Source organism: Pseudomonas sp. GW823-FHT02F05, assembly GCF_058797315.1.
This window is the reverse complement of the sequence record NZ_JBXAJM010000002.1, coordinates 180928-205760: the sequence shown is the minus strand read 5'-3', so window position 1 is coordinate 205760 and position 24833 is coordinate 180928. Positions and strand designations below refer to the sequence as shown.

Genomic DNA, 24833 nt, shown 5'->3' with positions numbered 1-24833 from the left:
GTGCATCATTCATCGTTCCAAAGATCCGGAGTGGCATTTCAAAATGGGCAATATAGTCATCGTCGACGATCATCCATTAATGCGCATGGCTGTGCGCGTGATGCTTGAGCAGGAAGGGCACGCGATTGTTGCCGAAGTCGACAATGGCGTGGATGCAGTCGACGTCATCCGTAAATTACTCCCGGACTTGATCGTGTTGGACCTGAGCATCCCGAAAATGGATGGCCTCTCGGTCATTGCTCACCTGAAAGCCATCGGCATTTCTACTCGCGTATTGATCCTCACCTCCGGGGACACCCGAAACTTCGCCATGCGCTCCTTGCAGGCCGGAGCGTCGGGTTTTGTCTGTAAGGACGATAACCTGGACGAGCTGAAAGGGGCTGTGAAAGCCGTGTTGTCGGGCTACAGCTATTTCCCTGCGAACACTATTCATCAATTGCGCGATAACACCCAGGCGGCCAGTGAAGAAAGCTTGCTGATCGCCCAGCTGTCTGACCGCGAGATCACGGTGTTGAAGCTGTTGGCGCGGGGCATGACCAACCAGGCCATTGCCGATGAGTTGATGATCAACCACAAAACGGTCAGCACTTACAAAATACGCCTGCAACGCAAGTTGAGTGTCGAAAATTTGATCGCGCTTGGAGAGTTGGCCAAGCGCAACGGTCTGGTGTGAATAACAGGTGTCAATCCTCCTCCAGCGTACGTTGAATTCGCATCAGTTCCTCTTCTATACGGCGGGTCTGTACCAGTACTGCATCAATCTCATCCTCGCAGTAGCGCTCCAGCTCACTGCACAGTTCGCACAGATACTGGTTGTGCATCAGCGCAGCGCTGCCGCGCATTCTGTGGGATAGCGTCGCCAGAGCCGCCATATCCTGTGTGGTGTTCAAATGGCGCAACTCGTCCAGATCCCGCTGATTGCTGCGCTTAAGTTCGCCCTTCAGTTGTTCGATAATCAGCGGGTTGCCGCCTGTGATAGGGGAGAGCTTATCCATATTGAACGCCGGCCGTGTTGCTGCGGCTCGTTCTGCGCCTGCAGGTGTCGGCAAGGCGGTCAGCCGCTGTTCCAGGATCGCCAGGCTCACGGGCTTGATGAGGCAATCACCCATCCCAGCATTCAGGCAACGGTCCATTTCCTCCTGTTGAGCGTCAGCTGTCAGGCCCAAAATCGTCAAGTGCCCATTGCGCGATTGTTCTTCCTGACGAATGGCCAGCGTCAGCTCGACACCGTCCATAACCGGCATATGGTAATCGGTGATCAGCCAGTCAAATGGGTACATACGCCAGGCCTCCAGAGCTTGCAAGCCATTGGTGGTTTCGGTGACCGCGCAGCCGAGGTATTCCAATTGAGCCTTTAACATCTGCCGGTTGAGGGTGTTGTCGTCAGCGATCAGTACACGTACGGCCCAGCCGGGGAGGGTTTCACGGGGGGCAGGCGTGGGCATAGAGACTTCAGGCAATATAGGCAACAACTTCAGCTTGAGGGTGACATTGACGGTCGTACCTCGCCCTGGCGTACTGACCAGCTCCATGCGGCCACCCATCATTTCACATAGTGAGCGAGATACCACCAACCCCAGTCCACTGCCCCCGTGCACCGACAGATCGGCTTGAGTCACTTGTGCGAAGGGGCGGAACAGAAGCTTGCGATCTTCCTCGCTAATACCAATCCCGCTGTCCTGTACTTGCAGATGCATATTTAGCGTCTGTGGGGGCTCCACGTGACAGATCAGGCGAATGGTCACCCTGCCGCGCTCGGTGAACTTGATCGCATTGCTCACGAGGTTGGAGAGTATTTGCTTGAAACGCAGTGGGTCGATGGACACATCCAGGGTGGTGCCAGCGTCTATTTCCAGGATGAGTGCCAGGTTTTTCTTGTGCGCGAGCCCCTCGAATACGCGGGCTACCATTTCCACCAGACTTTTGAGGTTGGCTCTGCGTGGCGAAAAGCTCAAGCGGCCTGACTCGATACGTACGATGTCCAGGGTGTTGCCCAACAACTCCAACAGATTTTTGGCAGAGGTGTAGGCGATGTCGATGTTCTGTCGATCGAGCACTCCATGATCCGCGCGTTTGAGTGCCAGTTCCAGGGTGCCGATTACCGCGCTCATGGGCGTGCGTATTTCGTGGCTCATGGTCGCCAGGAACTGGGTTTTTGCTCGGCTTGCTTCGTCCGCCTGGTCCTTGGCCTGTTGCAATTGCTCGATGAGTTGATAGTGCTGCGAAACGTCCTGCCAGCCACATATCACACCGGCAATGGTGCCCGTGGAGTCGCGAAAGGGCTGGATCCAGTGTTCGATGACATGAGGCTGCCCTGCAACGGTAATCTCCAGTTGTTGTTCGACTGCTACGCCGTCTTCCATCGCTTGCAAATAACTGAGGTGAAGCGAAGGCGCCAGTTCGACATTTTCATGGTGGATCTGCAGGGCTGTTTTACCCTGCACTTGCGATTGGCAAAGCTGCATGACCTGCTCGTAGCTACGACTGCACGACAACAGGTGCCCTTCCCGATCCCGCACATACACCGGTACCGGCATGACATGGTTGAGGGTCTGCAGGAATTCCAGTTGGTCATTCAGCGCTTTTTCAGCCGCGACCCGGCGTCGGATCTGACGTCGCAGTTGGATGATTCTGAGCACCGAAATCAACAGGATCAACAAGGCGCAGCACACGATTTCCAGGATCACACGCTTATAGTCGCGCCAGGTCTGGCCACTCATTGCGGCGTTGGCTCGCCAGCGGATGGTGATCGCATTGAGCTCGTCGGGGGGGATGCTCAGCAGGGCCTTGTCGATGATCGACTGCAACTCCGTTTCGCCACGGCGCATCGCGAAGTTGGCCGTCGCCGGTCGGATATCGACAATGCCGGCCACGCGTAATTCCTTTTCGTACAGGCGAGCGGTGTAGTAACGCGCCATGGACAAGGTCATCAGCACCGCGTCGGCCTGTCCCTTGGCCACCAGGCTCATGGCATCGAGGTTGTTTTCCGTCGGCAGCAGTTGGATATCCGGGAAGTCATGCCGGAGGATATCGATCAACACATGCCCCTTGGTAATTGCGAGTCGCTGACCTGTGAGGGCTCCCAGGCTTGAGCGCTCGCGTCCTGATATCCCCGTGGGGATCACCAGTGCGAACGAGCTGGTTGCAAACGGATGACTGAAGCGAAAGTTACCCAGTCGATCTGGACTGGGCGTCAGCACGGCGAGGTCGGTATTACCGTCGCGCAAGGCCTGCTGGATACCTTCAAAACTGTCCGTACGCTGGATTTCAAACTGCAGCCCGGTGCGTTGCGTGATGATTTCAAACAGATCGGCGATCACGCCATTGAAATGGCCGCTTGCGCCGAAAAACGCGGAAGGCGCCATGTCATCGTTGATCATGAAACGTGCAACGGGGTGATTGGTAAGCCAGCGCTTTTCCTGCTGTGACAGTTGCACGTTATCGTCTGGCATAACCGCGCCCCCCCCCGTCCAACGCTTGATCACGTAGCTCATTCTTAATGGGCCAAAAGAATTGAGGGACGCATTCAAAATTCCCAGCAAGCGCTGATCGTCGTCCCGCAATAGAAAGCCATAGCCCCCCGAATCCATTTTTATGAAACGGGCGAACTTTAGGTAACCGAAGAAGCTGTGATTGACCAAGTAATGGCTGGAGATGGAGTCTCCCAGAAAAACGTCTACGTTTTGGAAGGCTACGGCCGCCATAGCCTGAGCCGTGTTGCTGTAGGTGAAAAATTGAGCGTGTGGGTAGCGCTCAATCAAATCCGCATAAGGTAGATAGTCTTTCGCGACGGCGACCGTGAGGTCTTTGAGGTCAAGGGGGATCGGGCGGTCATCGTCCTGGCGGCGGTAGAGCGACGGCGCGTTAGCAGCGTAGGGTGCTGTCAGGGCTGTATCGGACGACTCTCGATCGTACTCGCTTGCGCGGCTGACGAGGTCAATCGCGCCCGCCCGCAGTGCCGCCAAAGCGTCGGTGCGGTTTTTGTACGCAATCACCTTTATCGTTAAACCCAGCTGCTGTCGGATCATCGCCATCACATCGGCGCTGATGCCTTCGTAGTCGCCCTTGCTGTAAATCATGTCAAATGGCAAGGCAAACGGCGCTACCACCCCAAGGGTCAAGGATTGTCGTTGACGCAGCCAGGCCCAGTCGCGATCGGGGAGTTCCAGCTTCTGTGGCTGCTCATTCATCTGGCTGAGCAAGTACAGTGGCTGTAAGGGGATCGATTGTTGGGGCGGTGCTGCCAAAGTCACAGTCGACACCAGGAGAATGAAGAAAACATAAAGGGTATGTGCGCTGAACATGATGGTTGCCTGGCGGTAAAAGACGCGTACGCCAAGACCGGCCACTTGTGTGACCAGTTGGCTGAAAATCAGACGGGGGAAGGGGGCTTATACGGAGGTCAGCGTGACTCTGGAGCTGGCGATGTATTCAAGAATACAAGGCAGCAACGCGTTACCTGGCATGGGGGGGGCGATGGCATAACCCTGCACGACCGAGCAACCCATGGCTTTGAGCCGCTTGAGTTGCGCAAGGCTCTCAACGCCTTCGATCACCAACGAAAGCCCCAATGCATCCGCGAGGCTGATGGTGTGAGCGACAATCGTGGCACAGGCTGAGTGCGTGTCGAGTTTGTGCACAAAGCTGGCATCCAATTTTAGCTCACTGAAGGGCAGGTCGCAAAGGCGTTCCAGCGAAGAAAAGCCTGTGCCGAAATCGTCCATGGACAAGCCACACCCCAGCCGTTTGAGTTGTAGCAGGTTGCTGGTGGCGGCATTGGAAAGATTGAGTGTGCCAGTTTCAGTAATTTCAAAGGTAATAGCTTTGGCAGGGCATCGATGCGCATGCAAAAGCACTTTGATTGCATCCTTCAACAAAGGATTGCTCAATTGAGATGGCTGCAAGTTGAAGGACATCATCAAGGGTACATTCAGACTCGCCAACTGCTCACGCAGGACCAGCCCTTGCTCGAACAGACGTAAAAACATTTCATCCAGCAGATGGTGGCGTTCGATGGCATCCAGAAAAAAATGGGGTGTCAAAAGCCCTTTATGAGAATGCTTCCAGCGTGCGAGCACTTCCACTGCAGTAATGGTTCCCCCCTTCAGCGACAGCTGAGGTTGATAGAAAGCAATAAACTCGTCGTCCCACAGGCCTTGGCGCAACTCCGCCGCGTCAGGCTCTTGGACCGTTAAAGGTGAAGTCTGAATGGGGCGAATTGATAGCGACGCTGAGGTTTTCATATGATGCCCTCCAGGGATGACCATGGGTCAATTTTGAGGGATGCGCTTTACTAGATACGTCAGCGTTTTCTAGGTGCTACGTAGGAGTAATCTTACCGTGAGTAAAAAACCTATAGACTCATTGATAGGTGCTTAACCCCGAGAACCGCCCTGCACAATTTAAGGTCCTGATATCTCCAATGAACCGAGCAGATGGCATCGCTTATGCGCTATAGGCAGTCGACCGTTGGCAAGCTGGAAAAAGTCTCGGTACGGCTGAGTTTCGGATTACTCGTCACGTTGCTTTTACTGGTGTTTTTCGCGGTGACCGGATACTGGGTCACATACAAAGTCATTCGCGGGGAAGTGCTCAAGGTCGACTATCACTTCATGCGATTGGTCAACCGCGCCTACGATCATGAAATCTTCCTGCTTCGGGTAATCAAGGCGAGTGGGCAGCAAGAATATAAGCCAGTATTCAATGCGGTCGGTTATGTCCTCAAGCAAGTGCCCGAGGGCAATCTGCGTATCTACGAAGGGCAATCCTCTCAGTTCGCCACCTTGTTCTCGGCGGCACTTCCTATAGCAGTGGCGGATGCTGGTAAGGGGGTGTTGGACCAACAATTGCAACTGGGTATTGCGTTGGCCAATGTGTATGGCGATTTCTGGAGTGGCACGACCTTCACACCGCCGCAAATGTTTTTGTTTGACCTGGCGAGTGATTTCGACATCGCCGTACCTGCTATTGCGGCCGACGTCACCGCGGCGAATTTGGAACACGCGAATTTTTCTCGGGTATTGGCTCAGATCAAACAGGCGACAAGGCAACTGCCTGCGCGAAGCAGTGACTTGATTGTGCGTTGGCGACCCAGTCGTCATTTCATGGGCGACAAAGACAGGCAGCAGATCCTCGGTTATGTTTCGGCGCGTGTGGAAGCTCGGGACTGGCAATCTGAAGGGCCATCCCGAGAGCTTGTTGCGGCCACGCTGCTCAACTGGGATGAATTCGATACCCGGAGCGTGAGAATCGAAAAACAGTATTTTGATCTGCCACTGTTCGACGAAATAGACATTATTGCGCCTGATGGCACTCGTGTGGTGGGTGAACGCTCAACGCAACTCTTCCAGTATGAAAATGGTTTTCACCTGACCGGCTCGGGGTTGCTAATCAAACGTAGCGCAGGCGAATTCGGCACTTGGCAGGCCTTGTATCGTATCAGCTATAGGCAACTGCTTCTGGACGCCCGCTGGCAGTTGTTCTGGTTGGTAGGGTTGCTGGCGTTGTGCGCAAGCTGTGGCTGGTCAATTAGCCGCTGGTATCGACGGTTTATTGTTGTGCCGGCGAGCACTGACTTTCGTGAATTGCTGGACAATCACGATTTCAACCACTCATTGTTGCAAACCGTGCCGTTGGCCTTGTGTGTTGTTAAAGGACCGCAGATCGAGCCTGTGACGCAAAATACCCTGTATCTGCAATGGCTGGGCGAACCGCATGACTTCGAGCAGCTTATGGCGTTGTGGCCGCTTTTTGAGCAAGGGCTGCCGATAGCAGGAGAAGGGTGTTTGATCTTGGGCGCCCGCGCCATGCATGTGCGCTATACCCCGACCGAGTATCTGGGCGAAAGCGTTTTGCTGTGCACCTTCACTGATATTTCGTCCCACCGCGATGCGGCCGCGTCACTGCTTGGCGCGCGCCAGGCGGCAGACGCGGCAAATGCTCAGAAGAGCAAGTTTGTTGCCACCCTCAGCCATGAATTACGCACACCGTTGTATGGGGTGCTCGGAACACTCGAGCTATTGGGCATGACCTCTTTGGATGAGCGGCAAAGCGCCTATATACGCACCATCGACAGTTCTTCGGCGGTGCTGCTGCATCTGATCAACGATGTGCTGGATCTGTCCAAGATCGAAGCCGGGCAGTTGGTGCTGGAGTCAGTGGCGTTTTCGCCACAAGACATGCTTGAAGACGTCGTGCGAGGTTTCTGCGCAATGGCGCAAGCCAAGGGCTTGGCGTTGTATTGTTGCGTTGATCCGCGTGTACCGGCCCTGGTGCAGGGGGATCGCCTGCGTATCCAACAGATCGTCGGCAACCTGCTCAATAACGCTATCAAGTTCACCCGCGCGGGGCATGTCGGTGTGTCCCTGATACCGGTCAGCTCTACCTCCGGCGAGGTGACGTTGCAATGGTCTGTGGTCGATACCGGGCCCGGTATGTCCGAAGCGGTTCAAGCTCGATTGTTCGAGCGTTTTTACCAGGCCGACAGTGCATCGCATACCATTGCGGGTGCCGGATTAGGGCTGTCAATCTGCGCACATCTCAGCCAATTGATGGGGGGAGCGTTGACGGTCGCCAGTGTGCCGGATGAAGGCAGCTGCTTTGTATTTAAACTGACCCTTGACTCGCTGGACGCCGCCCGGCAATCGATCCCAGGGCTTGCCGGCAAGTGCATTGATGTTCACACACCCTGTGCGGCGCTGACGGATAATCTTTGCAGCTGGCTTGAGCATTATGGCGCCCAGACGTGCGTCTTGGGTGACGATGCTTTCGCCAAGCCTGACGCCGTATTGCAGGTGATGCCTCGACACATGGACAAGGCTCGCTCGGAGTCTGCCCACGTATTCGCCGAGCATGATTTCAGCTGCGTGCCCCAATTCATCGGCCGGGATGTGGTGGTGAACCAAAACTGCGTGTCGGCCATCTGCCAGGCTTTGGTGATGGCAATCACCGGGGAGTCCATGTCGAGCGTGGAAGAGGCAGCACCGGCCAATATGCGCGTTCAACTGGGCCTTCGTGTGCTGGTAGCCGAAGATAATCCTGTCAATCAGGCGCTGATGAAGGAGCAGCTGGAGCGAATCGGCTGTTCGGTCGATGTGGTGTCAAATGGCGTTCAAGCCCTGCATCAGTTGGACCTCAAGGCCTACGATGTGCTGCTCACCGACGTGAATATGCCGGTGATGGATGGTTACGTGCTGGCGCAGACATTGCGCCAGCAGGACGTGGATATTCCCATTATCGGCGTAACCGCCAATGCAATGCGCGAGGAGGGTGAACACTGTGTACGTGTGGGCATGAACAGCTGGTTATCCAAACCGATGGATATTCAGGGGCTTTACTTGTGTTTGCGCAGCGTACTGGGTTCTGGTGCGTCTCAAGCCAGCGCGGCGTCTGCGCCCGACACTCATCGTATCGATGCAGTGCAGATTCCGGAACGTATGCTCGAACTGTTCCTCAAGACCATCGCACATGATTTGGCCGAGCTCAAAGCACGGGAGAGTGAGCGCGACAGCCAGGAAGTTGTGAGGTTGCTGCATCGCATTCGTGGGGCATTGGCCGTCGGCAGGGCGAAAACGCTTATTAAGATGTGTCGGGAGTTGGAAATGGCGGTTGCTCGGGAGGGCGCGGTAAGTGTTGACGTAGAGATCAACGTTTTTATCCAAAGGGTTGAGGATACTATTGCTGATTTATAAAGCCGCCACCTAAGCGGTGGCGGCGGGTAGAGTCAGTTCGATACGCTGGATTCAGCGTATCGCCAGCCGCCACCCAGGGCTTTGTAGAGTTGCACCACATCCATGTACGAAGCCGTTTCGGCCTGAGCCAGTGCATCCTCAGCATCCAATTGCGTACGCTGAGCATCTAGCTCTACTAGATAAGTCGCGCCGCCCGCCTCATACCGTGCATGTGCCAACCGCGCTGCGCGTTCACTCTGTGCTGCGGCTTCAGCCAAGCTGCGCACCCGCTGCTGCGACAGGCTATAGGTCGTCAGCGCTCCCTCGGTTTCCTCAATCGCATTCAGTACCACTTGCTCATAACGCGCCCGGCTGCCCACTTCGCGCGCCTGGGCTTCGCGCTGCCGGGCCTTGACGCTGGCTAGGTGCAGGGCGGGCCAACTGACCGAGGGCATTACGCTGAACGCGCGGCTGCCACTCTCACCCAAATCCCCACCGCGCAAGGCCACGAAGCCGAGAAAACCACCGAGGTCGACCCTTGGGTAAAGCTCGGCGGTCACAGCACCAATGTCAGCGTTTGAGGCCGCCAGTGTGCGTTCTGCGCTGGCAACATCGGGGCGCTGGCGCAGCAAGTCGCTGATCTGGCCAATCGGCAAGCGTGTGACCAGTGCCGGCAAGGCTTTCAGGTCGGTCAGCGCTTGCAGGTCAATGGGCCTCGAGCCCGTCAATACGGCGAGTCGATAACGGCTGAGGGCTTGACGGGTTTCTAGGCCAGGCAATGTGGCCTGCACCCGTGCGCGCTCGGCGAGGGCGCTGACCAGTTCGTCGGCGGTGCCGCGTCCGGCATCGACCCGGCCCTGGACCAATTCGACGGTCTTTTCCTGATTGCGCAGGTTGGCGCGGGCCACCGCCAGTTGGCGTTGTGCGCCACGCATCTCGAAGTAGTGACGCGCCACTTCGGCAGTCACCACGATACGTGTCTGTGCCAAGTCTGCCGCGACCGCCTCGGCGCGTGCCGAAGACGATTCCGACAAGCGCTGCAGCCGGCCGAACAAGTCCAGCTCCCACTGGGCATCCAGGCCGGCCTGATAGGTCTTGGCCAAATTGCGCTCACCGCTGGGGCCGGGGTTGGCCTGGGACAGACTGCGGGAGTAAGCCCCGCTGGCGGTCACTGTGGGCAGTTGGTCTAGCTGACGCTGGTCCAGCACCGCACGTGCCTCCAGCAACCGGGCCTGGGCGATGCGCAGGTCATGGTTGCGTGACAACGCTTGATCAATCAACGCATCCAGCTGCGGGTCCTGGAACTGCCGCCACCAGTCCTGTTGCAGGCGTGTGTTGCTATACAGCGCCGCGTCGGGGCTTTGAGTCAGTTGTACCGCGGGCTCTTGACTGGCGTGGTAGTCCGGGCCAACGGTGCAGCCCGCCATCCAGGCCGAGCAGGCCAGCAGCACCAGCGGGCGAAGCACGAAGGTCTTGAAGGAATGCATGTGTCTCTCCTTACACAGGATGGGCCGCGGCGGCGTCGGCTGCATCGGCAGCGGCCAGCGCGCGGGCGCGAGGGGTGTTGGCCGCCGTACGATGGTCGACGGCAATGAACGAATACATGGTCGGCAAAACCAGCAAGGTGAACAGCGTGCCCACCAACATGCCCACGACGATGACCAGGCCCAGGTCATAGCGGCTATGGGCGCCAGCGCCGGACGCGAACAGCAGCGGAATCAAACCCGCCACCATCGCCGCCGTGGTCATCAGGATCGGCCGCAAACGCATCTTCGCCGAGTGCAGAATCGCGTCGCGACGATCCAGGCCCTGCTTGACCTGCATTTCATTGGCGAACTCCACCATCAGGATCCCGTGTTTGCTGATCAGGCCGATCAGGGTCACCAGGCCGATCTGCGTGTAGATATTGATGGTAGCCATGCCCAGGGCCAACGGAATCAAGGCACCGCAAATCGACATCGGCACGCTGATCAGGATGATCAACGGGTCACGCAGGCTTTCATACTGCGCGGCAAGTACCAGGTAGATCACGATGATCGCGAACAGGAACGCCATGACCAGCGCGCCGCTTTCCTGATGGTATTGGCGGGCGTCCGAAAGCCAGTCGTAGGTGAACCCAGGCGGCAGCAGTTTGGCTCGCGCTTCGAGGAACTTCACCGCGTCGCCCATGGCCACGCCAGGGGCAGGAATCGCCTGGAAGATCGCCGAATTGAGCTGGTCGAACTGGGTCAGTTGATTGGGCTCGACCCCGGTGGAGACGCTGACCAGGTTGGACAGCGGTACTTGCCCACCGGTGGCGCTGGTCACATAAAAGCGTGACAGCGCTTCGGGCGTCAGCCGCTCACCACGCAGGCTCTGCGGGATCACATCATAGGAACGACCGTCCATGGCAAAGCGGTTGACATAGTTTTCGCCCACCAGCACCGCCAAAGTGTCACCCAGATCCTTCATGGTCACGCCCAGGCTGTTGGCCTTGGTGCGGTCGACTTTGATCTTGATCACCGAATTGTTGTAGTCCAGGTCGCTGTCCACCACCATGAACAAGCCGCTCTCGCGTGCGGCGTGCTTGAGTGCTTCCATCGCCTCAAAGACCACGCTGTAGTCACCGGCGCTCTTGATCACCATCTGCACCGGCAAGCCACCGGTAGAGCCGGGTAACGAAGGCAACTGGAAGGCAAAAACGTTGCTGCCCTCGATAGTGTTGGCGCGGTTTTGCATATCGCCCTGGATCTGGTCGGCATTGCGCGTGCGCTGTTCCCAGTCGACGAAGTTGACCCCGCCAATGCTGTTGGATACGCCGTTGCTGCCATTGATCAGCCACAGGTTGCTCTGCTCCGGCAAGGTCACCATGACGTCGTTCCATTGCTTGCCGAACTTCTCGACGTAATCGATGTTGGCGTTCTGAGGTGACTTGATGGCCGTCAGGACGGTGGACTGGTCTTCCGTCGGCGCCAGTTCGGTCTGGGCGCGGCTGTACAGCCACGGCACGCTGATCAGCACGATGATCGCAATCGTGAACGTGACCCAGCGGTGATGCAGCGACAGATCCAACACCCGGCCATAGGCGCTGCCCAGCCGATGAAAAAAGCCCTCGGCCTTGCGTGCCATCCAGCCTTCGTTTATTTGGCTGTTGAGCAGCAGCGAACTCATGACCGGCGACAGCGTCAGCGCGATGATGCCCGACACCACCACCGATCCGGCCAGGGTGAAGGCAAATTCCTTGAACAGCGAGCCAGTCAGCCCGCCCATCAAGCCGATGGGCGCGTACACCGCCGCCAATGTCAGGGTCATCGCAATCACGGGCGCCGCGACTTCACGCGCACCCAAGAGCGCGGCGTGGGTGGGTGACTTGCCTTCTTCGATATGACGGTGGACGTTCTCCACCACAATGATCGCGTCATCCACCACCAAGCCGATGGCCAATACCATGGCTAACAGGGTCAGCAAGTTGATGCTGAACCCGAACATCGACATGAACGCGGCCGCGCCCAGCATTGAAAGGGGAATGGTCACCACCGGAATAATCACCGCCCGCGCCGAACCCAGGCTTAAGAAAATCACCAGCACGACGATGGCGATGGCTTCGCCCAGGGTGCCCACCACTTCATCAATCGAGGCGCTGATAAAGCGCGCGAGCTCAAACGGCACGGCGACTTTTACGTCCGGCGGCAGGTTGGCGCGGATCCCCGGCAGCAGCTCGTTGAGCTTTTTGACGATCACCAGCGGGTTGGCATTGGGCGCGGCATTCAAGCCGAAAAACACTGCCTGCACGCCATCCATAGTGGCGCTGGTGTCGGTGGACGCCGCGCCCAGTTCCACGGTGGCGATATCACTGAGGTGAACCACACCGGCCGTGCTGGATTTGACCACCAACTGCCGAAACTCGGCGACATCGACCAGGTCGGTGTTGATCTGTATATCGGACACCACATACAAACCCTTGGCCTGACCTGGCGCAGCCTGCACGTTGTTATTCAACAGTGCCTGGGCCACGTCGCTGCCGGAAATGCCATGGGCAGCCATACGATTGGCGTCGAGCCAGATACGCATGGCCATTTTCTGCCCGCCGTTGAGGTCGATGCTGCCAACCCCTTCAATGGACGACAACTGTGGTTGAACCACGCGCTGCAAGTAGTCCGAGAGGGCCGCCGTGGAAAGGGTTGGGCTGGAAAACCCAACATAAGCCACCGCCGTGGCTTCGCCGGACGACTTCACGATGACGGGGTCATAGGCCTGCTCCGGCAAGCGATATTTGACCTCGTTAACCTTGGCCATCACCTGGGTCATGGCCTTGTTGGAGTCGGCATTGAGCTTCATGCGCACAGTGATCACGCTTTTGCCCTGGGTCGATGTCGAGCTCATGTAGTCGACGTCTTCCACCGTGGCGACAGATTGCGCGATGGCCTGGGTGACGAAGCCTTGCATCAGTTGCGGCGAAGCACCGGGGTATTGCGTAGTGATCGTCAGCGTCGAGCTTTCCGTCAGGGGGTACTGACGAATCGGCAGGTTGTTTATGGCCAGCAGCCCCATCAACAAAATCAGGGTGCTGACCACCAGCGCCAACACCGGGCGCCGTACGAACAAGTCGGTAAATTTCATTTTTAGATCCTTGGTGTCTCAGCGGCTCGAGGTCTGATCGAGCCCGACGGTGTCCTTGAGCGCGATGCGTACCGAGGCGCCGCTGCTCAAGCGCAACTGGCCGGAGGTAACCACGCGATCACCAGCCTTTACGCCGTCAAGCAACACGACCCGGCCTTCCGTGTGTTCACCGGTCTTCACGTAGACCTGGCGGACGGTGTTGATCAGTTGCGTATCAGCGCCCTCGACCACGTAGACAAAGTCGCCGTAGGCGCTGTAGCTCACGGCCGTTTCGGGCACGCTGATCACGTCTTTTTTGGCTGGCAAATGCACTTCGCCCTGGGCGTACATACCTGGCGTCAGCAGGTTATCCGGGTTCGGCACCGTGGCTTGGACCAGCACAGTGCGGGTGCCCGGGTCGATGCGCGGTTCGAGGGTGCTGACGCGGCCCTTGAACGGGCGTTGCGGGTAGGCATCGACGCTGATGCTCATCTCCTGGCCGGTTTTCAGTTGTGCCAGCGCGCGTTCGGGCAAGGTGATGTTGGCGTACAGCGTCTGCGCGTCGGTCAGCGACACCATGGCGTCGCCGGCCTGCGCGAACTGGCCCAGGTTGACCTTGCGTACACCCAGCACGCCGGTGAAGGGCGCCTTGATGCGTTTTTGATCGATCAGCGCCTTGATCCGTACGATATCGGCCAACACCTGGGAGTAGGTGGACTGCGCCTGATCCAGTTCCTCTTGCGTCGCCGCTTGTTGAGGCAGCAAACGCTGGGTCCGTTGCAACTGGGCCTTTGCATTGGCGGCTTGGGCCTGGAGCCTGGCCAGCTCGCCTTGTTCCGGCGCGTCATTGAGTTGCACAAGGGTTTGCCCGGCTTTCACCCGCTCGCCCGGTTGGAACGCAATGGCACGTACCAGGCCGCCATTTTCGGCGGTGACCATGACTTGGCGGGTGGCTTCAAGTTCGCCGATACCTGCCACGGTGTTGGGCATATCGGCTTGCGTTGCTGTGGCGACGGCCACCTGGATCGCAGGCGCCGGTGCGGCATTCGTCGCATCGGCGGGGCGAGCGGAGGTGGACTGCCGGTACAAGCCGACGGCGCCGCCAATGGCGAGCACTGCGGCAATCGTGACGCACACTGTGAGTTTTTTATTCATGATTCCGGTACTGACGTAAGACAACAAATTAAGAGCCCGAGGGGCTCAACGGTGACAAGCATTCAACGAGCTTGTTGATGCGCGTGAGGCAGTCGGGCCCGTGTGGCGAGAACCGCCAACACGGCACCGAGCCCCAGAAAAAACATCAAGGCGGCGAGAACGCTCGGGGCCAGCCCAATCGAGTCCACCAGCAGCCCAAGCGGAATGGGCACTGCATTGAACAGGTAGATGGTCATATAGAAATACGCCACCAACTTGGCATGGCAGTTGGCGGGTGCCAGTTGATTGATCAGCCGCGCACTGCCGACAAAGATGGCGCCATAGGCATAGCCGCCGATCACCAGAGCCAGCGCAGCGAGCGTCAGCGAATGAATCGAGAAAGCCGTCAGCAAGAGCAGGAAGGCTGCACACTGGGCGAGCAGCCCTGAACGCAGCGCACGGGCCGCCTCCAGGCGTTTGCAATACAGCTGGCTGGCACCGGCAATCAGCAGGTAAACGGCCATGCTGTAGCCAAACACTCCGCGATCACTCAGGCCCAGCTGCTGTTCGGCGGCGCCGGGGCCGATCACGAAGACGCAGGCCGTGAACGACCAGCTGAAAAACACTGACCAAGCACACAAGTGGAAAGGCCGACCAATACCCCGCAAGCCTTCGCGTAACGACGACTGTTCGTGGTGCACAAGGGTGTTAGCCTGGATCGCGTGGCGCGGCCAGAGCAGCAATACGCCGACGGCGGCCGCAGTCACCAATGCCATGATCAACCAGAAGGGCAGGCTGGCCGGGTACAGGTTCAGTTGCAACGCGGCGCCGCTGAGCACCGGGCCGAGGGCCAGTCCCATGATCATCGCTAACGTGGCCAGCGTCGCCGCCAGCTTGCCGTTGTCGAGCGGGCCGAACCTGACCAGCGTCACGTTCACAGCGGTGGTCATGATTCCCGCACCCAGCCCAGAAATAACACGCGCGGCACATAGGGCCCACAGCGAATCACATGCAGCACACAGCCAGGCGCCGATCAGCACCAGCGCAATGGCTGGAAGCAGCAGAAAACGCTGGTCTTTGACATGCCCGGCGATGCGCGCCAGGGTCATCAAAGCCAGCAAAACACCGGCACCGTAGGCGCCGAATATATACGTCAAGTCCACGGCATTGAGCCGCAGATGGTCTTGGTAAAACGGGTACAGCGGCGTGGGTGCGCTGCTGTTCATGAGCGCTGCAGTCAGCGACAGAGCAAGAAAAAACAACAGGCCTTTTGAGCTGTGTTTAGTGATATCGACGGACATGAGTCTCCCAGCCCAGCGCTCAGGGCTTTTGCCGAGTGAATGTTTGCAAGAGGGATGTGGATGGGTTTTCGAGGGCTTGGCCCATTGGCAAATGATACGGGCCAGGGCGAGAGGCACCCATGCCCGAAACCCCAGGCTTTATTCGTCATCGTCCAGGGATGAGGGTAAGCGGCTCGGGCGAGATGAATGGGTGCAAGTAATCTGTACGTTGTCGGCTGGACGATCGCTAAGCTTTTTTGGAGGACTGGCTATTAACCCGCATGGGGGTTGCTCCTAAGCTGAGTTGACTGATTTTCAGCCAGTAACAGAAGGGTGTGAACATGAAAAAGCTGCATAAGAAAGTCGCGCTGGTGACCGGCGCGTCCAAGGGCATTGGCGCGGCCATTGCTAAGCAATTGGCCCAGGATGGCGCCACTGTGATCGTGAACTACGCCAGCAGTCGTGAGGATGCCGACCGCGTGGTCGAACAGATTTTGCAGACCGGCGCCAGGGCCTACGCAGTGCAGGCCGATGTCTCTAACAGCGCCGACCTTAAGGCGCTATTCAAAACCATCGTGCATGAGCATGGTCACCTCGACATTCTGGTCAACAACGCTGGCGTCTATTCGACCAGCGCGTTGGCCGACATCTCCGAGGCGGAGTTTCATCGCCAGTTCAACCTCAACGTCCTGGCGCTGATCCAATGTACGCAGGCAGCCGTTGAAGTGTTCAATCCCAAGGGCGGCAGCATCGTCAACATCAGCTCCAGCGTTACCTCGTTTACACCGGCCAACTCGACGGTATACACCGCCTCCAAGGCGGCGGTCGACGCGATTACCCGCACCCTGGCCAATGAGTTGGGGCCCAGGAATATTCGCGTCAACTCGGTCAATCCAGGGTTGGTGGTCACCGAGGGCGTGCATGCCAGCGGTTTTTTCGAAGAGGCGTTCCGCCAGAAGATCGAAGCCATTACGCCGCTGGGTCGCATCGGTCAGCCCGAGGATATTGCACCCGCCGTCGCGTTTCTGGCGTCGTCGGATGCAAGCTGGATTACCGGTGAAACCCTGATAATCGGCGGCGGCCTGCATTAAGCCTGGGCGGTGTGCTCGCGCACATAGTGGCGGGGCGACTGCGACATGACGCGCTTGAACGCCGTGCTGAAGGCGCTCTCGGACTCATAGCCCAATGAAAACGCGATGGTGGAAACGGCGTCATCGGAGTTTTTCAAGCGGTCGCTGGCCAGCAGCATGCGCCAGTGCGTCAGGTACTCCATCGGTGCCGCACCGACTACTTGCTTGAAGCGCAACGCGAATGCCGAGCGCGACATGGTTGCCAGTTGCGCCAGTTCCTGGACGCTCCAGCGATGGGCCGGGTCGGCATGGATCGCGCTCAGGGCAGCGCTGAGGTTGCGGTCGGCCAAGCCGTAAAACCAACCGATGCCAGTGCTGTCCAGGGTCGCCAGGTGGGTCCGCAGGACTTCGACCAGCATCAGGTGCGCCAAATGCTCATTCATCAGCGACCGGCCGGGGCGCTTCTGTTGCAGCTCCGACGTGAACCGCTCCAGCGCCCAGCGCAGGAGCGATGCCTGCGGATCATTGGCCTGCACGTGAACCAGAGAGGGTAGGCTGCTGAGCAGCAACTGGGTGGGGACACCACTGAAGTCAAAGCGGCCACCGACCAACTGGATGTCATCGCCGCCGTAATGCAGGGCCAATTCGTCCGCCGCGAGGGTTTGAAAGTAACCGTCGGAGTTCATCACCGGTTGGGACATATCGCTGTACAGAGAAAAAGGCATGCCGCGCGTCATGAGAAAACAATCGCCCTGTTGCAGGCGCTGCGGCTGCTGTTCGCCATCCACTTGCAGCCAGCAACTGCCCTTGACCACAGCCGTGAACTTGATGCCTTCGCGCTCAGGAAAGGTGAAGGCCCAATCGCCGCCCAAGGAGAGTGTGGCGGAGTGGTAATTACGGATTCTCAACAATGAGAGGACGTCGGACAGCGGATCCATACAGCACCTGGTTGGACGGAAAATAAAGTAATTGGCAGCTTATAACAGAGCTAATCCAGATTTCACGCTTAAATATGCGGTTTACCGCTGCCAGCGGTATTCGGCACCAGGAGTCACTCGCCATCGTCGTGGTGATGGCTAACGCCCCAGGGGTAACAACAGGGGGTTATCGCCAACGGCCAGCCCCCAACCTAGACTTCCAGCACGTTCTTCACTCGACTATTGAGAGTTAAAACATGCGCTTACGAGACCTTGGCATTGCAATCGGTTCAGGCACACCTGGGGCATTCAACGCCATCACCGATGTGCCTGGCGTACGCGTCGGCCATCACACCCTCAATGCTGAAAGCGCTGATGGCTCGATGCATACCGGTGTGACCATTATCGAGCCGCGTCCGGTTGCGGCACATTTGGCGCCGTGTTTTGCGGGCGTCCACGTACTGAACGGCAACGGTGACGCCACCGGCCTGGAATGGATTCGCGAGGCGGGGTTGCTGACCACGCCGATCGCCTACACCAACACTCACAGCGTCGGCGTGGTGCGTGATGCGCTGGTGGCTGCCGAGCGTGAGATGGGCAAGCAGCACACCTACTGGTGCATGCCGGTGGTGCTGGAAACCTACGACGGCATCCTCAGCGATATCTGGGACCAACACGTCAGCGCCGAACATGTTCTGGCCGCCCTGGCCGATGCCCGCAGCGGCCCGGTACAGGAAGGTTGCGTCGGCGGCGGCACGGGTATGATCTGCCATGAGTTCAAAGGCGGCATTGGCACCTCATCGCGGGTACTGAGCAGCGAGGCGGGCGGTTGGACGGTCGGTGCATTGGTGCAGGCCAACTATGGTGTACGCGACGCATTGCGCGTTGCGGGTTACCCCGTGGGCAGTGTGTTGAAAGACATTCCGTCGCCTTACGACGGCCCGCTGAACGTCGGCGTGCCTGGCATGGGTTCCATCGTGATCACCATCGCTACGGATGCGCCATTGCTGCCTCACCAGTGCACGCGCCTGGCCCAGCGAGCGAGCATCGGTTTGGCGCGGGTTGGCGGCGGTACGGAAGACGACAGTGGGGATATTTTTATCGCGTTCTCGGTAGGCAATAGCGGCCTGCCGGTTGCCAATCTGGGGCATCCAGGCCCGGCGACGACGCCACTGCACATGGTCAACAACGATTACATATCGGCCTTGTTCGTGGCCGCAGCGGATGCTGTCGAGGAGGCCATCCTCAACGCGATGTTGGCCGCCGACGACGTGCAAGGTCGCGGCAGAAAAGCCCTGGCGCTCAAGCCTGACCAGCTGTTGGCGGCGATGGCGAAAGTCGGTTGGAAAGCAGCGTCTTGAGGGCCTAGTCCTGAGCCTGAAGAAACAACAGGAATAGCTCAGATTGGGACTTGATCCCCAGCTTGTTGTACATGTGCCGGCGATGCACCTTCACGGTCTCGGCCGAGATCGCCAGCTTGCGTGCGATCTCTTTATTCGAGCAGCCACTGAGCATTAACTGAGCGACTTCTGCTTCGCGGGTCGACAACGCGGCGCTGATTTGCAGCGCGGGTGATTGCAGGCGCTCCTGCCAGTCCGGCGCCGGCTCCGGTGTGCGCTTGAGTTCCTGTTCAAACACACATCGCTGGCGCATCAAACCGGCCACCCACGGCTGGATCAGCCGCAGTAAGGCGATTTGTTCTTGGCTGAAGCGGCAATGGCTACCCAGTGAAAGGCTCAGGGTCTGATCAGGGTCCAGTTGTACGTTTATATGGATCTCGTCGGCTACCACGTTCAGGCGAAAGTAGCGTTGGTAATAATCGGTCTGCTCAAAACATTCGGGAGCAACATCATCGAGCTGGAACAGTCCACTTTTCGGCGATTCCCGATTGGCCAGGTAAAAGGGGTCGAGCAGGTAGAGGCCCTTGAGGTAGTCCTGGAACAGCGAATCGCTGCTGCCATCCTCATCTTGGGATTCAGCCAGAACCTGGGGCCTGCCGGCACCGAAAATCAGCACCACCCAGTTGTCCATCGGCACATATCTGCCGAGCAGGCGCGCCATTGAGCGCCAGAAGTGCGGGCGGTCCAGGGTCTCGATCAACCGGCCGACCGAGTCATGCCAAGCCACATCCTGCAACGTCAGATTCATCTCACTACCCATTCGGGGGTACCCCATCGAAGTGATTTTTTGCCACATGGGTACAGCCCATACTCGTTTCAGGCCTGCGTACACACGGTGTCAGCACGGCCTCAACTATACGCAAGGATCAGCCATGAAGATTGAACTCATGCAGTTAGACGGTCGCAATGGCGATACCGCCTATAACCTCAGGCGCGCCTTGGAAGCCATCGCCCATTGTGACGTGGACACCGACCTGTTGGTGTTTCCTGAAACCCATTTAATGGGCTTCGTCGCCGGTGATCAGTTGGTACAGGTTGCAGAAACCCTTGAAGGCCCGACGCTGCAAGCTGTGCATCAGGCAGTCCGCGAACGGGGTGTTTCGGTGGTCATCGGCCTGGTCGAGAACGCCGCGGGTGTCTTCTACAACACTTCCGTATTGATCACGCCTGAAGGGCTTTCATTGGCTTACCGCAAGACCCACCTGTGGTCTTCAGAGCGGGGCGACATCACGCCCGGCGACCGTTTCGGCACTGTTGTTTTCAAAGGTGTGCGTATCGGCATTCTGATTTGCTACGACATCGAACTGCCGGAAACAGCACGCGCACTCGCCCAATTGGGCGCCGAATTAATCATCGTCACCAACGGCAACATGGACCCTTACGGCCCGGTGCACCGCACTGCGATCATGGCTCGGGCCCAGGAAAACCAGGTGTTCACGGTCATGGTCAATCGCGCGGGGCAGGGCGATGACGGCCTGGTGTTTGCCGGCGGCAGCGCCGTGATCGACCCGTTCGGCCGTGTGCTATTGGAGGCTGGGCGCGACGAAACACGACAGAGCATCAGCCTTGACCTGACGCACGTCCAAGCCGCCCGCGTGGATTATCACTACCTCAATGACCGCCGCCTGACGCTCCCCGGTGAGACCGTGGAACACGCCGACGGCCGCCGTGAATGGCTGATTCGCTGATCGCGCTTTAACCCCTCATAACAATAATCGGGAGTTCTCATGATCGTCATTCGATGCATGCAATGGAGTTTGGCTGTGCTTTTCAGCAGCGTGGTGCTGTGTACTCAGGCCGCCGAACCGAAGGTTAATATCTACAATTGGTACGACTTTATTGCCCCGGACACACTGAAGAATTTCCAGGCGCAGACCGGTACCCAGGCCGCGTATGACGTGTTCGATAACAGCGAGGTCATGCAGAGCAAACTCATGGCCGGGCGCAGCGGTTATGACGTGGTAGTGGCTACCGGCGACCTGTTGCCGAACCTGATCAAGGCGGGTGTACTCAAGGAGCTGGACCGCGCGCAACTGGCTAACCTGTCCCACCTTGACCCGGATATTCTGGCAAAGGTGCAAACCAACGACCCCGGCAATCGTTACGCCGTGCCTTACCTGTGGGGTACCACGGGCATTGGCTACGACGTGGATAGAGTCCGGGCAATTCTGGGCGCCGAAGCACCGGTGAACTCCTGGGATCTGATTTTTAAGGAAGAGAGCCTCGCCAGATTAGGCGAATGCGGCGTAGCCATGCTGGATGCACCAGGCGAGATCATCCCCATCGCCTTGCATTACCTGGGCTTGCCCTATAACAGCCAAAACCCCGATGACTATGTGAAAGCCCAGGCGTTGCTGCTCAAGCTGCGCCCGCACATTCGCTACTTCGATTCTTCACGGTTTATTACGGATCTGGCCAACGGCAATATCTGCGCCGTAGTGGGATGGGCCGGTGGGGTAATGGACGCCCAGAAAGCGGCCGACGCCGCTGGCAATGGCCGGAAGATTCAGTACAGCATCCCCAAAGAAGGCGCGCCGGTCTGGGTCGAAAGCCTGGTGCTACTCAGCGACGCGCCGAACCCTCAGCAAGGGCTTGCATTCATCGACTACATGCTACGCCCGGAAGTGATTGCGCAGTCCTCCAACTATCTCAGTTACGCCAACGCCAACAAGGATGCCCGCAGCCTGGTAGATGAAAAGGTCAGGGACAATCCCGGTGTCTATCCTTCGAAAGCGGTGCTGGATACGCTGTTTCCTTTGGAGCCGTTGCCACTGAAGTCGGAGCGGGTACGTACGCGTATTTGGAGTAAAGTTAAAAGCGGAACTTGAAGTGTCTGGTCGTTATGCATGCCGAATACTTTCAGAGTCCACCGTGCCTAAAATTCGTTGCTTATTGATATGACAGTGTAATAGTCATCGCCGCATTCACCTTACCTGGTATCAAAGGCGAGCTTGTTCGGAGGTAACGCACAGTAAAAGGCTTGCTGAGTCTACCGACTGTATTGGTCAGTTTGCCAAAATCTCTCTGGTTTATCGCGCCGGCCGCTGATGAGTCAGAACCAAAATTAATGGGCGAGCCACCTTCCAGAACTTGAATCGCTAAGCCAGCAGCTGTACTTGACGCTTTCGTAAGGCCTAAGGCCGAAGTCGTGTTGGTTGGAGAGGAGCTATCAGTGAGCGTGTATCTCACATTGACGTCTGTCGCGGTGGTTGCGCATTCAAGACTAATCAAAAACGGAGTATCTCCTGCGGTTACGCCTGGCTCCTCCAAATATCGTGTCTCTATAGTGGGCAGTTTTATGGTGGCTGGCAGTTTGAGTTGGCAGGCGGGGTACTTCACGTTGATCGTTGTGCTTTTAGTTGTTATCGCACCCCAACCGAAATAACCCGTTCCGATGAACATTCCGTGTCGCATAACCTGAACCGATGGTATGTTTAGGAAGCCTGCTGGCAGCTTTTCCGTTGCAACAAAACGCACTCGATATTTGCTGCCGGCGACAGGTGCGACCACTGAAGTACTGGACCCCCACATTTTAATTTCCGTGGCTGTAAATGGTTTATAAACATCATTGATGTCTCCAGCGGACATGATAATTCCCACACCTCTTATACCTGAGTTGTAAATCGCGAAGCTCTCGCCGTCGACGATAATGCGTTGGCTCGATAGGGAGACGACGTTGTTAGCCAGTGAGTAAAAATTGACATTCTCAAAGCCCTTGCATGATGCCAGCATGCTGCTGACCTCGTGCCAGTTTTTTGAGATCAAGAACGGTAGTGCAGCATCCTGTGCGGACAATGAAAGCGCCGGGGTCGGGATTTGACCGTCGGTAAATGTGCATGTGCCTGCCCACAGATTACCGCCGAAAAATGCGAGTATTAAAAAACATAAAGATTTTATTTTCATTGAAATTAGTTCGCGTGACTGAGTAAGCATGCGCTTAGCCTGATTGATTTCGCTGTATTTTCGGGGCTGGAGCGGAGGTTTTCTGTAGGAGCTATCCATGGCGTCTGTAGGACTATTCGGCTGTCTTTAAGGTGCAATCGGCAGGTATCTCAGAGATTGTCAGGCTTGCCAAAAAACATTTTGACTGGGCTCTAGCACGGTAGTCGCAGCCTGAAAAAAACGAATTATGCCCCCAGTTATCCCCCCAGTTGCGCGTAGTGTTCGAGCGATCGCGAATGGCGATTTCTGGCACGGACTTGGGTGGCTTTGGCTGGTATTCAGTGCGCCTCCGTATACTGGATTAGCAACCCGTATCTGGCAAACCCTTGCTCGTCCGGAAGAGGATATGGGTAATGAGTCGATATCCTTAAATGGTGTTGTTGGGTCTTTCTCTCTGCACCTATCCTGAAATTGACTCCAGAGATGCTCGTGCTCTGCGTGATGTTGCCAGGGCTCTGGATGCTAGGGACGTTGATCCGCATGTCCATCGGCAGTTGCAGCGTAATGCGAGGCGCCTAGGCACGGAAAACGCCTACGAAGCGGTTGTTCAGCATTGAAAGCGATGGGCAAAATTGAACATCGTGTTTCTTGTCGTGGATCTCGATATTCCGGTCGGGGCCAGAGCATCGTGCTTCAATTGGCCGCCGAATCGGCTGGCAGCGGGGGAGGGGCTCAGGTTGCGATGTAGAGGGGGCGCCTACCTTTGCTGTTCATGGCCGGTTAAACTGTTGTGCCCGGTCGGTGATCAGTCGTTCGGCAAGTGCAACTGCACTTCCATGGCGTCATGAAGGAGTCGGACGACCTCGATCAGGGCGTCATTTGCCACACGATAGAACACGATATGGCGTGGGCTTTTGACCCTCCCATGGGGGTGTTTGACCTGCTGGCGTGAATAGGTGAGGTGATAGCTGCGAAGGCCCGGTGCAAGCTCATCACGGTCGTGGCTGCCAATGCAATAAGGAGTGCTGGCAAGAGCTTGCAACGCCGTGAGTATCAGCGCCTGGTAGCGCTGCCGTGCTTGATCGCCGAACTGCGTCTGGGAGAGCCTGAGGATGTCGACAATGTCGGCGCGCGCCGCGTTGGAAATCCGATACTGCGGCATGCTCAGTGTTTCTCGCTCGCGAGAGTGGTGGCCTCCAGGCTCAAGCCCTCTAGGTAAAGCTCCAGATGCCCTTCGTTCAATTGAGTAAAGCGCCCGTGTTCAAGATCCATGATGCCGATCGAGGTCGCCAGACGCAGCGCCTCAATTTTGGCAGTGTCTTCGGCGACGCGCTGCTCCAGTAAACGCAAACCTTCTCGCATCACTTCGCTGGCATTTTGATAACGGCCGGACTGGACCAGGTCTTGGATAACCTGTTCTTGGTGAGGGGTGAGCACAACGTTTCGCGTCGCCATCATTAGCTCCAACTCTGGGCAAACATATTGTTTCGATCGTTGGCATATTATGCCATTTTACATAAACTCAGGGAGTTTGGGATTTGTATCTGACGAACTGTAAAGTGTGGGGTCATCCTTTGCGCCGAACAGATGGCCCGGACTGTATGCGCACAAAGTCCAAGCAAGGCTGTCGCATGCGGGACGTCGTGGACAGCTTAATTAGTGTGGGCCTCGGGCCTTCAGTTTTGCCAAGCCTTGTTTGATGTGTCCGGCGTTCTCTCCAATCGTTTGTAGCGCGCCGCGGATATTGTCGCCTGTGTCCGTCGTACCCTTGCGCTCAATCCACAACGTCAACTCCATCACCGCCGCCTCTAAGGCGAACTGGTTTTGGTACAGACGCTCAAGGACATCAGGCAGTGAATATTCAGTGGGTATTGTTTCGACTCCAATGAAGGAGCCGAAAGCG

The 24833-nt window shown here is 57.4% G+C and carries 18 protein-coding genes; 6 read left to right on the top strand and 12 right to left on the bottom strand.

The features are described 5' to 3' along the window. Window positions 1–43: 43 nt before the first annotated feature. Window positions 44–673, top strand: coding sequence for a response regulator (locus AC1RAC_RS03500; protein ID WP_492616245.1), 630 nt, complete (start codon window positions 44–46; stop codon window positions 671–673). 10 nt (window positions 674–683) lie between these two features. Here AC1RAC_RS03500 and AC1RAC_RS03495 read toward each other — a convergent pair whose 3' ends face one another. Beyond that, a complete protein-coding gene (locus AC1RAC_RS03495; RefSeq protein ID WP_492616244.1) occupies window positions 684–4349 on the bottom strand; it encodes an ATP-binding protein in 3666 nt (1221 codons plus the stop codon). A 42-nt stretch (window positions 4350–4391) separates the two neighbouring features. Continuing rightward, window positions 4392–5243, bottom strand: coding sequence for an EAL domain-containing protein (locus tag AC1RAC_RS03490; RefSeq protein ID WP_492616243.1), 852 nt, complete (start codon window positions 5241–5243; stop codon window positions 4392–4394). A 192-nt stretch (window positions 5244–5435) separates the two neighbouring features. Between AC1RAC_RS03490 and AC1RAC_RS03485 the strand changes: the two genes are divergently transcribed. Further along, entirely contained in the window at window positions 5436–8690 is a 3255-nt protein-coding gene (locus tag AC1RAC_RS03485; protein WP_492616242.1) for a hybrid sensor histidine kinase/response regulator, read from the top strand. 32 nt (window positions 8691–8722) lie between these two features. On the opposite strand, the gene AC1RAC_RS03480 is transcribed toward AC1RAC_RS03485, so the two are convergent. The 4 genes from AC1RAC_RS03480 to AC1RAC_RS03465 all read right to left on the bottom strand — a co-directional run bounded on the left by AC1RAC_RS03480 (window position 8723) and on the right by AC1RAC_RS03465 (window position 15682). Then, a complete protein-coding gene (locus tag AC1RAC_RS03480) occupies window positions 8723–10156 on the bottom strand; it encodes an efflux transporter outer membrane subunit (protein WP_492616241.1) in 1434 nt (477 codons plus the stop codon). Between the two features lie 10 nt (window positions 10157–10166). Beyond that, the gene (locus AC1RAC_RS03475) at window positions 10167–13268 is read right to left on the bottom strand and encodes a MexW/MexI family multidrug efflux RND transporter permease subunit (protein ID WP_492616240.1); all 3102 of its coding nucleotides are present in this window, start codon (window positions 13266–13268) and stop codon (window positions 10167–10169) included. A gap of 18 nt (window positions 13269–13286) precedes the next feature. Next, window positions 13287–14402 carry an efflux RND transporter periplasmic adaptor subunit gene (locus tag AC1RAC_RS03470; protein WP_492616239.1) on the bottom strand — a complete coding sequence of 372 codons (1116 nt, stop codon included), beginning with the start codon at window positions 14400–14402 and terminating at the stop codon, window positions 13287–13289. 62 nt (window positions 14403–14464) lie between these two features. Then, window positions 14465–15682: an MFS transporter gene (locus tag AC1RAC_RS03465; RefSeq protein ID WP_492616238.1), complete on the bottom strand. Its 1218-nt coding sequence runs from the start codon at window positions 15680–15682 to the stop codon at window positions 14465–14467. Window positions 15683–16002: 320 nt separating this feature from the next. Here AC1RAC_RS03465 and AC1RAC_RS03460 point away from each other — a divergent pair, with 320 nt between their 5' ends. Next, on the top strand, window positions 16003–16752 hold the full coding sequence (locus AC1RAC_RS03460) for an SDR family NAD(P)-dependent oxidoreductase (RefSeq protein WP_492616237.1): 750 nt from the start codon (window positions 16003–16005) through the stop codon (window positions 16750–16752). Here AC1RAC_RS03460 and AC1RAC_RS03455 read toward each other — a convergent pair. Next, the gene (locus AC1RAC_RS03455; protein ID WP_492616236.1) at window positions 16749–17669 is read right to left on the bottom strand and encodes an AraC family transcriptional regulator; all 921 of its coding nucleotides are present in this window, start codon (window positions 17667–17669) and stop codon (window positions 16749–16751) included. The two genes, AC1RAC_RS03460 and AC1RAC_RS03455, sit on opposite strands and share 4 nt — an antisense overlap. Before the next feature lie 236 nt (window positions 17670–17905). On the opposite strand from AC1RAC_RS03455, the gene AC1RAC_RS03450 reads away from it, so the two are divergent. Then, window positions 17906–19009, top strand: coding sequence for a DmpA family aminopeptidase (locus tag AC1RAC_RS03450; protein ID WP_492616235.1), 1104 nt, complete (start codon window positions 17906–17908; stop codon window positions 19007–19009). A gap of 4 nt (window positions 19010–19013) precedes the next feature. Here AC1RAC_RS03450 and AC1RAC_RS03445 read toward each other — a convergent pair whose 3' ends face one another. Further along, entirely contained in the window at window positions 19014–19796 is a 783-nt protein-coding gene (locus AC1RAC_RS03445) for a helix-turn-helix transcriptional regulator (RefSeq protein ID WP_492616234.1), read from the bottom strand. A 124-nt stretch (window positions 19797–19920) separates the two neighbouring features. Here AC1RAC_RS03445 and AC1RAC_RS03440 point away from each other — a divergent pair, with 124 nt between their 5' ends. Both AC1RAC_RS03440 and AC1RAC_RS03435 read left to right on the top strand, forming a co-directional pair. Continuing rightward, the gene (locus AC1RAC_RS03440) at window positions 19921–20736 is read left to right on the top strand and encodes a carbon-nitrogen hydrolase family protein (protein ID WP_492616233.1); all 816 of its coding nucleotides are present in this window, start codon (window positions 19921–19923) and stop codon (window positions 20734–20736) included. A gap of 39 nt (window positions 20737–20775) precedes the next feature. Next, window positions 20776–21876 carry a polyamine ABC transporter substrate-binding protein gene (locus tag AC1RAC_RS03435; protein WP_492616232.1) on the top strand — a complete coding sequence of 367 codons (1101 nt, stop codon included), beginning with the start codon at window positions 20776–20778 and terminating at the stop codon, window positions 21874–21876. 61 nt (window positions 21877–21937) lie between these two features. Here AC1RAC_RS03435 and AC1RAC_RS03430 read toward each other — a convergent pair whose 3' ends face one another. The 4 genes from AC1RAC_RS03430 to AC1RAC_RS03415 form a co-directional block, all read right to left on the bottom strand. Continuing rightward, complete coding sequence (locus tag AC1RAC_RS03430) at window positions 21938–23050, bottom strand: fimbrial protein (protein ID WP_492616231.1); 1113 nt, start codon at window positions 23048–23050, stop codon at window positions 21938–21940. Between the two features lie 685 nt (window positions 23051–23735). Next, complete coding sequence (locus tag AC1RAC_RS03425; RefSeq protein WP_046036275.1) at window positions 23736–24092, bottom strand: type II toxin-antitoxin system RelE/ParE family toxin; 357 nt, start codon at window positions 24090–24092, stop codon at window positions 23736–23738. A gap of 2 nt (window positions 24093–24094) precedes the next feature. After that, window positions 24095–24385 carry a type II toxin-antitoxin system ParD family antitoxin gene (locus AC1RAC_RS03420; RefSeq protein ID WP_046036276.1) on the bottom strand — a complete coding sequence of 97 codons (291 nt, stop codon included), beginning with the start codon at window positions 24383–24385 and terminating at the stop codon, window positions 24095–24097. Between the two features lie 201 nt (window positions 24386–24586). Further along, window positions 24587–24802 carry a death domain-containing protein gene (locus AC1RAC_RS03415; RefSeq protein WP_046036385.1) on the bottom strand — a complete coding sequence of 72 codons (216 nt, stop codon included), beginning with the start codon at window positions 24800–24802 and terminating at the stop codon, window positions 24587–24589. Window positions 24803–24833 lie beyond the last annotated feature (31 nt).

Excerpts from the sequence above, each read along its gene's own strand:
- AC1RAC_RS03500 (WP_492616245.1), top strand. The coding sequence starts at position 44 with ATGGGCAATATAGTCATCGTCGACGATCATCCATTAATGCGCATGGCT.
- AC1RAC_RS03485 (WP_492616242.1), top strand. The coding sequence starts at position 5,436 with ATGGCATCGCTTATGCGCTATAGGCAGTCGACCGTTGGCAAGCTGGAA.
- AC1RAC_RS03455 (WP_492616236.1), bottom strand. The coding sequence starts at position 17,669 with ATGGATCCGCTGTCCGACGTCCTCTCATTGTTGAGAATCCGTAATTAC.
- AC1RAC_RS03450 (WP_492616235.1), top strand. The coding sequence starts at position 17,906 with ATGCGCTTACGAGACCTTGGCATTGCAATCGGTTCAGGCACACCTGGG.
- AC1RAC_RS03445 (WP_492616234.1), bottom strand. The coding sequence starts at position 19,796 with ATGAATCTGACGTTGCAGGATGTGGCTTGGCATGACTCGGTCGGCCGG.
- AC1RAC_RS03440 (WP_492616233.1), top strand. The coding sequence starts at position 19,921 with ATGAAGATTGAACTCATGCAGTTAGACGGTCGCAATGGCGATACCGCC.
- AC1RAC_RS03480 (WP_492616241.1), bottom strand. The coding sequence starts at position 10,156 with ATGCATTCCTTCAAGACCTTCGTGCTTCGCCCGCTGGTGCTGCTGGCC.
- AC1RAC_RS03470 (WP_492616239.1), bottom strand. The coding sequence starts at position 14,402 with ATGAATAAAAAACTCACAGTGTGCGTCACGATTGCCGCAGTGCTCGCC.
- AC1RAC_RS03435 (WP_492616232.1), top strand. The coding sequence starts at position 20,776 with ATGATCGTCATTCGATGCATGCAATGGAGTTTGGCTGTGCTTTTCAGC.
- AC1RAC_RS03420 (WP_046036276.1), bottom strand. The coding sequence starts at position 24,385 with ATGGCGACGCGAAACGTTGTGCTCACCCCTCACCAAGAACAGGTTATC.
- AC1RAC_RS03460 (WP_492616237.1), top strand. The coding sequence starts at position 16,003 with ATGAAAAAGCTGCATAAGAAAGTCGCGCTGGTGACCGGCGCGTCCAAG.
- AC1RAC_RS03430 (WP_492616231.1), bottom strand. The coding sequence starts at position 23,050 with ATGGATAGCTCCTACAGAAAACCTCCGCTCCAGCCCCGAAAATACAGC.
- AC1RAC_RS03475 (WP_492616240.1), bottom strand. The coding sequence starts at position 13,268 with ATGAAATTTACCGACTTGTTCGTACGGCGCCCGGTGTTGGCGCTGGTG.
- AC1RAC_RS03465 (WP_492616238.1), bottom strand. The coding sequence starts at position 15,682 with ATGTCCGTCGATATCACTAAACACAGCTCAAAAGGCCTGTTGTTTTTT.
- AC1RAC_RS03425 (WP_046036275.1), bottom strand. The coding sequence starts at position 24,092 with ATGCCGCAGTATCGGATTTCCAACGCGGCGCGCGCCGACATTGTCGAC.
- AC1RAC_RS03490 (WP_492616243.1), bottom strand. The coding sequence starts at position 5,243 with ATGAAAACCTCAGCGTCGCTATCAATTCGCCCCATTCAGACTTCACCT.